We start from the raw sequence: 2,319 nt of genomic DNA, 5'->3' as shown, positions 1-2,319 counted from the left end.
TTAGACTACAAACGCTTTTCTGCCCTTTGCAAACTAACGCCGCATTAAGGTGTGAGCAACGCTGTCACCTGACCTAAACCATTGCGCCGTAAACACGAAACCCAACCTTGAGCTAAAAATGCCAAGCGTTGGGAATCACTCTTAAATGCTTTGTTATATGCGTTCTCTAATTGCATACCTGATTACTTTGCAATGTAATCACACAACTATTACTTTTAAGTTCATGCCAATAAACTTTATCAAGTACAGCGTTACACCCTGCATCTTCGATTAAGGCAACATCTTCTTCACACAATAGAAGTACGGCATTGTCGCCTTGCATTTCAGCTTTAATTGTATATTTAACAAAAGGTGCAACCTTATCAGGTTGCTCTGTTGAAACAATTTCTAAGGCCTGTGCACCGCTATCAATCATGACATCACCAAATTTAATGGATCCATCGACAGTTTGAGCAAGATCTTTAAATTGGGAAGCTAAGTCATACATTTTTTCATCGTTATATGGTTTAGATACAGCGCATCCAGCAGTTAACATTGATAATATTAATAAGTTTAGATATTTCATGAATTACTCCAAGCAGTCAACATTTCCTTTTCACAACGACCAGTGTCTAAGTTCCAATTTAAAAACATATCAACACTACCATCATCAAAAACAGCGTTAGACAAGTAACACAAGTATTGCTTCACATTTTCAACTGCTCGTTCGAAAATTGAATCATAATCTTCTATCCCACAAGGTGTTTTCAAAGCTTTAATATAAGATTCATCTATCTCTTCCAAACTTGGATAAACCAACCCTTGTTTCGCAGCAACATGTCTAGCTAAAGGAAAAAGTCGATAACCCTCTTCAATATTATCAACTATAAACTGAAAGCCTTTATACCAACCGTTAATATCAGGATGTGTAGAGTCAGCTTTTTCAGGAAAAACATCCTTTAAGCAAGTTTCCCATAGCTTAGTAATTATTCTATCTAAATTCGATGGGTTTGTAGGATCGTTACAAGATCCAATATTATTGTTCACCCTTTCAGCATAACCGATTTCACCTAAGTTTAACTTTGGCCATATATACGCATCTTGATTCATCTCACAAATTCGATGTTCTTGAGAATTTTCATGGTATGGCCCAACTCTCATCTCAACAACAGGGTGAATTGTAATATCAGAAATGACATGGGCAACAAAACCACAAAGCCAAGCAAATGCTTTTTCTTGATCCTCGCCTGATAAATTTTTTACAAGTAATATTGCTTTTCTTATTAAGACGCCTACTTTCTCATAATGCATCTTATCGGCCCATTCATTTTGGTCTGGACTTCCTAATTTTAAATAAGGAAAGTCAGGACTGACACAGCCTAGCTCAACGAATTTTTGATTTCGACTGAGAGCTAACTTTGCTTTTTTAGGCATATTTAATGATTTGAGATTTGAATTACTTATTGCGAAATTAACAGCTGTTATATGTGCAAATGCGCCTGGCATAGCTAATCCTCCATAATAAATGATCAATGATTTTACTATTAAATTTAAAGACTTAATGTGATGTAGATAAGGTTGGCCAGTAATAGCATATAACGCCCAGTTAAGTAGCCAAAAACGCATAAATGTCGTTTCTGCAAGCCACCTTAATCACTAAACCCACCGCAAACTAAAAATGCCACGCGTTTTTGGTCTGCTTGAACTGTTTGTTAGCATTGCTTTAACTTGATACTCGTTTTACCCGCAACAATACTGAAAAAGAAAACACCTTTATCAGTTACCTTGTAATCATATGGAGGATCTACTGGTGCTTGACCTATAATCTGACCACTAGAGGCATACAAGCGACAATCTAACTCACCAAGTTCTAAAATATTTCCTTTCAGATACTTCCAACCCCAAAACAATTCTGGGTAATTAATGTCTAGTATACGTTTATTTAAAATATCAATGACCGCTGAAACACTACCAGCTCCGAGAAACAAAACGTGATTATCCTCATTCCAATGCAAAGAAGCTTCTGTTGTACTGGAAAAATGCGACCATAGTAATGCTATTCGGGTAACCGAATTACCTTCCGTAATTTCAACTGTAGTCCTGCGATCGAAGCCTATTTCTTCAGAAATAGTAATATCAGCATCGTCACCAGCAGACCTTATGTCCTCTGAGCTTACTTTTACAACTGAGTTCTCGAATACAAATTCCATAGCTTCCTTGCAATGCTAACGCTAAGCTAAGTAGTGAGCAACGTAATTCGAAGTCACTGCATAACACCTTAAACGCATAAATCAACGCATAGTAAAAATGCCACGCGTTGCGAGTCTGTCTTAAGCGCTT

3 protein-coding genes are annotated in these 2,319 nt (G+C 37.0%); all 3 read right to left on the bottom strand.

Features of this window, described 5'->3' with window-relative positions; all coding sequences use genetic code 11:
- Nucleotides 1–166: 166 nt before the first annotated feature.
- The 3 genes from ACED48_RS20370 to ACED48_RS20360 all read right to left on the bottom strand — a co-directional run bounded on the left by ACED48_RS20370 (nt 167) and on the right by ACED48_RS20360 (nt 2,189).
- On the bottom strand, nt 167–565 hold the full coding sequence (locus ACED48_RS20370) for a hypothetical protein (RefSeq protein ID WP_013868605.1): 399 nt from the start codon (nt 563–565) through the stop codon (nt 167–169).
- Entirely contained in the window at nt 562–1,485 is a 924-nt protein-coding gene (locus ACED48_RS20365; protein WP_017057200.1) for a zinc dependent phospholipase C family protein, read from the bottom strand. Before ACED48_RS20365 ends, ACED48_RS20370 begins: the two co-directional genes overlap by 4 nt.
- A 206-nt stretch (nt 1,486–1,691) precedes the next feature.
- On the bottom strand, nt 1,692–2,189 hold the full coding sequence (locus ACED48_RS20360; protein WP_017057199.1) for a hypothetical protein: 498 nt from the start codon (nt 2,187–2,189) through the stop codon (nt 1,692–1,694).
- Nucleotides 2,190–2,319: the final 130 nt, after the last annotated feature.

This window comes from Vibrio sp. 5S239, from assembly GCF_041439575.1.
Lineage (GTDB): Bacteria > Pseudomonadota > Gammaproteobacteria > Enterobacterales > Vibrionaceae > Vibrio > Vibrio kanaloae.
This window is presented reverse-complemented; position numbering and strand designations above follow the sequence as displayed.